We start from the raw sequence: 7,919 nt of genomic DNA on the forward strand, positions 1-7,919 counted from the left end.
TGGCCGGGTTCGGTGCGGTCTGACCGGTGACGAAAGGTGGCGGTGATGCGGCCCGAGGCTTCGGCCTTTCCGGCGTCCCCGTTGACCGTATGGGTTGGATCAGCACGGTATGTCTTTCCTCCCGGACGAGACGTGCTGGTGGGCTACGGCAGCGGGGTCGACGTCCCGCTGGACCGCACCGGCAGCGCCCCACCAGCGGGCGCGCCTGCGCCGGATCTGGTGCTGCGGTTCACCGGGAGCCACTGGGTGGCCATCGACAGGAGCCTGCACGGCATCTTCGTGAACGGTTTGCGGGTGTCGAACCTCGACATCCGTTCCGGCCAGGCGATCACGGTCGGTGATCCGCGGCGGGGGCCGCGACTGGTTTTTCAGATCGGTCCACCGTCCGGGCCGCCCCCAGGGCCTCCGGGTCCACCGCAACGCCCGGCTCAGACACCGCCTTCCCCTGCCGCGGCCCGGCCTGTTCCGACCCAGCGGGATACCGATCCGATGCGCATCTTTCCGCCCGCACCACCACCACCGCCCGCGGCCCCGCCGCCGCCGACACTGCCGCCACCGCCGCCGGTCGCGCAGGGCCCGGAGCAACAGGGCCCCGGTTTGATCGAGCGGATGGCCACGCGGAAGCTTCGCGTCCCGCGGCCCTCGCCTTCGACCGACAAAGACAGCTCCACGCATCGACTGCCGCTCCAACCCGGGGCACGCACCGTCGGGGTCACCGCGCATCGGCTCGGGCTCGCCGTCGACGGGCACCAAGTCCTCGCCGACATCTCGCTCATGGCGCGTCCGGGCACCTTGACCGCGATCGTAGGACCATCGGCGGCCCGCAACGCGGCGCTGTTGCAGATGCTCTCCGGGATCAGAACACCCAGCTCCGGCGTCGTCACCGTCGACGGCCACGACGTGCACCACGAGACCGAGTCGATGCGGGCCCGCATCGGTGTAGTGCCGCGCGACGAGCGCATTCACCCGCGGCTAACCGTCGAACAAGCGCTTGGGTACGCCGCGGAACTCCGCCTGCCTCCTGACTCCGACCGCCAGCACCGCCGCCGGGTGATGGAGCAGGTTCTCGAAGAACTCGAGCTGACACCGCACCGCGCCACCCGCATCAGCAAGCTCTCACCCGATGCTCGACGCTGCGCGTCGATGGCGATCGAGCTGATCTCCAGACCGACATTGCTTGTGGTTGACGAGCCCGGCGCCGGGCTGGACGAGACGCAAAGAAACGATGTGATGGCCCTCCTGCGTCGCCAAGCCGACCTCGGCTGTGTCGTGGTGGTGGCCATGTCGTCGCAGTCGTCGCTGACCGACATCGATGTGTGCGATCAGGTCCTGGTGCTCACCTCCAGAGGCGGTATGGCTTTCGCGGGCACACCCTTGGAGGTCGAGTCCGCGGCGGGTACTCGCGACTGGTCCACGGTGCTCGAACAGGTGAGCGCCGATCCCGATGGCGCGCACCGCGCATTTCAGGCCCGGCGGCACGCGGCCGGCGGGAGCACCCCGCCGGAGGTGGCGCCGCCGTGGCCGCTGCCCGCCGCGCTGCCCGCGAAACGGCAAATTCGGCTGGTGGCCCGTCGGCAGGTCCGACTGATCTTCGCCGACCACGTCTACCTTTTCTTCCTCGCGGTCCTGCCGTTGGTGTTGGCGGCGCTGACCACGTTGATCCCCGGCGATTCCGGCCTGGACCGGCCCAAGCCGAGCAGCACCAATCCCCATGAAGCGATCGAGCTGCTGGCCGCGCTCAACGTCGCCGCGGTGATCGCGGGCTCCGCGCTGACCATCCGCGCCCTGTTCGAGGAGCGCCGCGTCTTTCGCCGCGAGCAGGAGATCGGGCTGTCGGCGTCGGCCTACCTGGCCGCCAAGATCATCGTCTTCGGCTTGGCCGCGGCCGTCCTGACGGCGGTCATGTTCGCCATCGTCGTCGCCGTCAGAGGCGGGCCGGTACACGGCGCGGTGTTGTTGCCGGACGCGACATTCGAGCTGTACCTGAGCGTGGCCCTTACCGCGGTCGTCTCGGCGATCATCGCACTGGCGATCTCAGCGCTGGGGAATCGACTGCGCGAGGTCCTGCCGCTGCTTGTGCTGGTGATACTGGCCTCCCTGGTGTTCGACGGAAGCCTGGTGCAACTGGTGAGCAGGTGGGGCTTCCAGCAGGTCTCCTGGCTGGTCCCGGCCCAATGGGGTTATGCAGCGTCGGCGGCCACCGTCGATCTGCGCAGGGTCGACTCGCTGGCCGCCAACGTCTTGACATGGACTCACTATTCGGGCTGGTGGGTGTTCGACATGGTTGTGCTCGCGCTCTTTGGCGCCGTGACGGCCGGGCTCGTCCGGTATCGGCTGCGGCGGCCGCTGCAACCCGGGTTCGACAGCCCTATACATACCGCCTGACGCGGCGGCAGTAGTCCGCGTATTCCTGCCCGTACCGGTCCCGCACGAATTGCTCCTCGCGCAAGACCTGCCGATGGAACAGCGCGACGGCAGCAATCAGGTAGATAAGCGGAACCCAATCGGGAGAAACCAGCAGCTGGCCCACCAGGAAGACGAAGAAGCCGACATAGATCGGATTACGGCTCACCGCGAAAACGCCGGTTGTCACCAGCCGCCCGGGTTGGTCGCAATCAGCACCCCGACCGAACACAGCGCGACCCCCGACCAAGCGACGACCGGCGAGGAAAAGAACCGCCGGCGATTGGCCAGCGGCCAACCGAAGGCGGCGGCGAACACGGTATAGAAGTAGAACAGCGCCACCGGCGGTATCAGGAAATCCGTCTTGTCGAGTTTCCCGAAATGCATTGCCCGAGTGCCGCTTCTGCGCAGCAGCAGGACCCTGGTCACAACCGCGCCGATCAGCAGCACAGCCAGCGAAGCGGCGAGGTACGGCGGCACGTCGTCATCATGACACCCCGCACGGCCACACCGAACGTGCATCAGCCGCGAAAATTCCGCGCGGAACTCGCACTGAGCGCACGTTGGGCGATGGGGATGCGGCACGGCTTGTTCCCGAGAAGCGAGCGGAGGGTTAACGTCGGATCATGCCACCAGACACGACCGTCACAGCCGAACATCTGCGCAACACTCTTGACGGGCGTTGGCGCGACGTGAAGAACCGGATGCGGGCCACCATGACCGAAGACCTGTTCCGGCCGCATTACACGCCTAACACGGTGATCGCCCGCACCAAGGTGGCCGAGCAGATGCGCATCATGGCCGCGTTCGGCGTCGCTGCGGACAATTTCCGCAAAGAACACGGCGGCACGGGCGACATTGGTGCGGCAATCACGATGATCGAGATGCTCGCGATGTCGGACCTGTCCCTGATGGTCAAGGCCGGCGTGCAGTGGGGACTGTTCGGCGGAGCGGTCGAGAACCTCGGCACCGAGCGCCACCACGAGGCGTACGTGAAGAAGATCATCAGCCTCGAGTTGCGGGGCTGTTTCGCTATGACCGAGACGGGACACGGCAGCGACGTTCAGTCGCTGGAGACCACCGCGACCTACGATGCCGAGACCGACGAGTTCGTCATCGACTCCCCCACCCCCACGGCCCGCAAGGATTACATCGGCGGTGCTGCCGAAACCGCTACCATGGCAGCCGTTTTCGCACAGCTGATCACAAGCGAGGACGGTTCGCCGGTCAACCACGGCGTGCACTGCATCATGGTCCCGATCCGCGACGCCGACGGCAACGACCTACCCGGGGTCACGACATCCGACTGTGAGTACAAGGGTGGCCTGCCGGGGGTCGACAACGGCCGGATCGTGTTCGACCACGTCCGGGTCCCGCGGAACAACCTGCTGAACAAGTACGGCGACGTCGCGGCGGACGGCACCTACAGCTCCCCGATCGAGAACCCCAACCGCCGGTTCTTCACCATGCTCGGGACGCTGGTCCGCGGCAGGATCACCGTGGGTGGCAGCGCCGGCGCCGCCGCCTGCGTCGCGTTGGACATCGCCACTCGATATGCGTTGCAGCGCAGGCAGTTCAGCGCGCCCAATGAGAAAACCGAAGTGCTCATCATGGACTACCTGGTGCATCAGCGCCGACTGTTTCCGTTGATCGCCAGGTCATACGCGCTGCAGTTCGCCCAGAACGAATTGGTCAGCAGATGCCACGATATTCAAACCGCGGATGCGCCCGACGCCGACGAGCAGCGCGAACTGGAAGCGCGCGCCGCCGGACTGAAGGCCGCCAACACCTGGCACGCCTCCCGCGCCATTCAGGAGGCACGCGAGGCCTGCGGCGGCGCCGGCTACATGGCCGAGAACCGGCTGATCGCGCTGCGGGGTGACACGGACGTATTCACCACGTTCGAAGGTGACAACCACGTGCTGATCCAGCTCGTGGCCAAGGAACTGCTGACGGCCTACGCCGACGACATCCGCAGCATGAGCCCGGTCGAATGGGTGCGCTTCGCGGCCAACACCGTTGGCGAGCGGGTGCGTAAACGCACTGCGGCCGAGGCGATCATGCAGACGATCATCGACGCCCGCCAGGACAGCGAGGAAGAGGGCAGCCTGTTCAATCGTGGCACCCAAGTGACGATGTTCGAGGAGCGCGAGGATTACCTGCTGTCTTCGGTCGCGCGCCGACTGCAGGGCAAATCCAAGGAGATGTCGGAATTCGACGCGTTCAACGCGGTGCAAGACCACGTATTGCACGCGGCGAACGCGCACATCGACCGCATTGTTCTGGAGGCCTTCGTCGCCGGCATCGACTCGTGCGAGAACGCGGACGCGCGCGAGCTGCTCAACATGGTGTGCGACCTGTACGCGTTGTCGGTGATCGAGGAAGACAAGGCCTGGTACATCGAGCACGGATACCTGTCGACGGGGCGGGCGAAGGCCGTTACGCGCGGCATCAACGATCGATGCCGCAAGCTGCGCCCGTATGCTCAGACTCTTGTGGACGGCTTCGGTATCCCCGAGCCACTGCGTTACGCCGAGATGCTGCATCCGGAGAACCTGCCCACGTAGCTGGCGCATGCCGCTGGGCGGCGTTGTGGTTGAAAGTCAAGGCGGCACCCCCGTGCTCCCCGAAAACCGTGAGCGCACAATGGCTTTCGTCTCAAGGCTACTGGTGCGGTATCTTCCCGAGTGCCTGCAGCCTGCCGTCCGACCCGATCTGAAACTTCACCGTGCCGATCCCGGTCGGACAACAGGCCTGATCACTTCCCAGCTGCCATTGATACTGAACGGTCACCGTGTCGTCGGAAGGCGACAGCACGGTGATGTATGGCTTCGGGTTCGGTGTCGGCGTCCCCAGGAAAGCGTTGTGGTCGAAGAACAAAAGCTGCTGGGGAGTCGACTCGCTCGCGATGGTCGGGATGACCTGCACCCAATACAACCGGCATTGCTTGGTGTGACCCCGGGCGATTTCCACCCACGTCGAACCCGGTACTTCGATCGGGACCGATGCGATGGCCTGTCGCACGGTTTCGGCCGTCGGTCCGTCGGAGTCCTTACAGGTGTCGGGCCGCGCCGCCGGCGCAGTTGCGGATTTGCCGCCGCAAGCGGCGGTCAACAAAAACAACAGAATCACAAAGTGAGGACGCACATTGTGAGCTTAACGAAAACTGTGAATGTCCCATTTGTTTGGTCGGAACCCGGTCCCATAAGGGAATTCCGACGCGTTCGCCGGTAATCTGGACGGAGCCAAACGTCACCGCTGACCTGCGCTTACGCCCTGCGGCTCCAGGATTTTCCGGACACATCACATACCGGGCCGGATGCGGTGAGAGGAAGCCGTAAAACGGCGGAAACGTCGCGCGTCCGGTGCCGAAACATCCTTGGCGCAGTATTTGGCGCATACGCCTTTCCGCGCTCGAGGGGAGGAACTTTAGGCGTGGCCGAAGAGCCTGGTCGCGTCCGTAAGGACGAAGTGAGCAGCGTCTGCGCCTACTGCGGCGTCGGCTGCGGCACCGTGTTTCAGGTCACCATCGAACCCGGGGCCGGCCGTCGTCACGTTACGAAATCTGTTGGAAACAAAAGCCACCCGGCCAACTTCGGCCGGTTGTGCACCAAGGGCACGACCACGGCGGATTTGCTCGCCGCCCCGGGCCGCCTGGAATCGGCACAGGTGCGGGCCGACCGCGGCGAGCCCCACGAGCCGATCGACACCGACAATGCGATCACCCACACCGCACAGCGGTTACGGGCGATCATCGACGAGCACGGACCGGACTCCTTCGCCATGTACGTGTCGGGCCAAATGTCCATCGAGGCTCAATACTTGGCCAACAAACTCACCAAAGGGTTCATCGGCACCAACCAGATCGAGTCAAACTCGCGATTGTGTATGGCCAGTGCCGGTTCCGGTTACAAACTGTCGCTCGGCGCGGACGGGCCGCCCGGCTCTTACCAAGACTTCGACCACGCCGACGTTTTCCTTGTCGTCGGCGCCAACATGGCCGACTGCCATCCGATCCTGTTCCTGCGCATGATGGATCGCGTCAAGGCCGGCGCAAAGCTGATCGTGGTGGACCCGCGTCGCACAGCGACCGCGGAGAAGGCCGACCTCTTCCTTCAGATCGCCCCCGGAACCGACCTGGCGCTGCTCAACGGGCTCTTGTACCTGATCAACAAGAACGGCCACACCGATGACGGATTCATCGCTGAATTCACCGAGGGCTGGGAGGAGATGCCCGGCTTTTTAGAGCAGTACACCCCCGAGCGGGTCAGTGAAATCACCGGCATCGCAGCTGACGACATCCGCACAGCGGCCCGCTGGATCGGCGGGGCCGAGAACTGGATGAGCTGCTGGACGATGGGGCTCAACCAAAGCACACACGGCACCTGGAACACCAATGCCGTGTGCAATCTACACCTGGCCACCGGCGCGATCTGCAAACCAGGCAGCGGCCCCTTTTCGCTCACCGGGCAGCCCAACGCGATGGGCGGGCGCGAAATGGGTTATCTCGGCCCAGGTTTGCCCGGCCAGCGCTCGGTGACATCGGCGGACGACCGCGCATTCGTTGAGGATCAGTGGGGCATCCCGCGCGGGTCGCTACGCACCGAGGTCGGCACCGGCACCGTCGACATGTTCTCCCGCATGGCAGCCGGCAAGATCAAGGCGTGCTGGATCATCTGCACCAATCCCATTGCCTCCGTGGCGAATCGGAAGACAGTGCTGGCGGGCCTGGAACGCGCCGAGCTGGTGATCTGCCAGGACGCGTTCCAACAGACTGAGACCAACGAGTACGCCGACGTGTTGTTGCCGGCCGCCCTGTGGTCGGAATTCGAAGGGGTGATGGTCAACTCCGAGCGCAATCTGACCCTGTTCCAGCCGGCCGTCGAGCCCCCCGGACAGGCGCTGCCCGACTGGCTGATCATCGCCCGAATAGCCTGCGAAATGGGGTTTTCGGAGTCGTTCAGCTACGACTCCGCGGAGGACGTCTTCGAAGAGATCAAGCGGTTCTGGAATCCCGCGACCGGATATGACCTGCGGGGAGCCAGCTACGACCGGTTGCGGCGGGAGCCGCTGCAATGGCCGTGCGCGGCGGAGGAGGCCGCCGACCGCAACCCGATCCGTTACCTCAACGACGGTGTCAGCCAGACGAGATTGGTTCGTGCCGACGGCAGCGTTCCCCGACTGGCGTTCCCGACCGCAAGCGGACGTGCCGTGTTCTTTGCCCGGCCGCATCTGATGCCCGATGAGATGCCGGACGACGACTTTCCCTTCCTGCTCAACACCGGGCGACTGCCGCACCAATGGCACACGATGACCAAGACCGGCAAGGTCGCCAAACTCACCAAGCTGAACCCGCGTCCGTTCGTCGAAATCCATCCCGACGACGCCGCGCGGCTACAGATCTCCGATGACGACCCGGTCGAAATCGCCTCCCGCCGTGGACGGTCCGTGCTGCCCGCCGTCGTCACCAAGAGCGTGCGGCCGGGCAACTGCTTTGCGCCGTTCCACTGGAACGA

At 65.2% G+C, this 7,919-nt stretch carries 6 protein-coding genes and 2 pseudogenes; 5 read left to right on the plus strand and 3 right to left on the minus strand.

Going from position 1 to position 7,919, the window contains the following annotated elements; translation table 11 throughout:
* Positions 1–45 precede the first annotated feature (45 nt).
* Positions 46–2,385: an ATP-binding cassette domain-containing protein gene (locus JO059_RS01125; RefSeq protein ID WP_293314068.1), complete on the plus strand. Its 2,340-nt coding sequence runs from the start codon at positions 46–48 to the stop codon at positions 2,383–2,385.
* On the opposite strand, the gene JO059_RS01130 is transcribed toward JO059_RS01125, so the two are convergent.
* Both JO059_RS01130 and JO059_RS01135 read right to left on the minus strand, forming a co-directional pair.
* Positions 2,369–2,593 (minus strand): isoprenylcysteine carboxylmethyltransferase family protein, encoded by a 225-nt coding sequence (locus tag JO059_RS01130; RefSeq protein WP_293314070.1) that lies wholly within the window; start codon positions 2,591–2,593, stop codon positions 2,369–2,371. The genes JO059_RS01125 and JO059_RS01130 overlap by 17 nt on opposite strands.
* Entirely contained in the window at positions 2,590–2,883 is a 294-nt protein-coding gene (locus JO059_RS01135) for a hypothetical protein (protein WP_293314072.1), read from the minus strand. Before JO059_RS01135 ends, JO059_RS01130 begins: the two co-directional genes overlap by 4 nt.
* 146 nt (positions 2,884–3,029) lie before the next feature.
* Here JO059_RS01135 and JO059_RS01140 point away from each other — a divergent pair, with 146 nt between their 5' ends.
* Positions 3,030–4,970: an acyl-CoA dehydrogenase gene (locus JO059_RS01140; RefSeq protein ID WP_293314074.1), complete on the plus strand. Its 1,941-nt coding sequence runs from the start codon at positions 3,030–3,032 to the stop codon at positions 4,968–4,970.
* 97 nt (positions 4,971–5,067) lie between these two features.
* Here the strand turns inward: JO059_RS01140 and JO059_RS01145 are convergent, their stop codons facing one another.
* Positions 5,068–5,535, minus strand: a complete 468-nt coding sequence (locus tag JO059_RS01145) for an LppP/LprE family lipoprotein (protein WP_293314076.1) — start codon at positions 5,533–5,535, stop codon at positions 5,068–5,070.
* A 381-nt stretch (positions 5,536–5,916) separates the two neighbouring features.
* Between JO059_RS01145 and JO059_RS01150 the strand changes: the two are divergent.
* The 3 genes and pseudogenes from JO059_RS01150 to JO059_RS01160 all read left to right on the plus strand — a co-directional run.
* Positions 5,917–5,976 (plus strand): annotated as a pseudogene (locus JO059_RS01150) (hypothetical protein); the annotation flags it as partial.
* A 96-nt stretch (positions 5,977–6,072) separates the two neighbouring features.
* Positions 6,073–7,278 (plus strand): annotated as a pseudogene (locus JO059_RS01155) (molybdopterin-dependent oxidoreductase); the annotation flags it as partial.
* Positions 7,279–7,713: 435 nt separating this feature from the next.
* Positions 7,714–7,919 (plus strand): molybdopterin dinucleotide binding domain-containing protein (locus JO059_RS01160; RefSeq protein ID WP_293314077.1); only part of this gene is annotated, 206 nt, incomplete at its 3' end.

The organism is Mycobacterium sp. (assembly GCF_019247615.1).
Classification (GTDB): domain Bacteria; phylum Actinomycetota; class Actinomycetes; order Mycobacteriales; family Mycobacteriaceae; genus Mycobacterium.

Excerpts from the sequence above, each read along its gene's own strand:
- JO059_RS01125 (WP_293314068.1), top strand. The coding sequence starts at position 46 with ATGCGGCCCGAGGCTTCGGCCTTTCCGGCGTCCCCGTTGACCGTATGG.
- JO059_RS01140 (WP_293314074.1), top strand. The coding sequence starts at position 3,030 with ATGCCACCAGACACGACCGTCACAGCCGAACATCTGCGCAACACTCTT.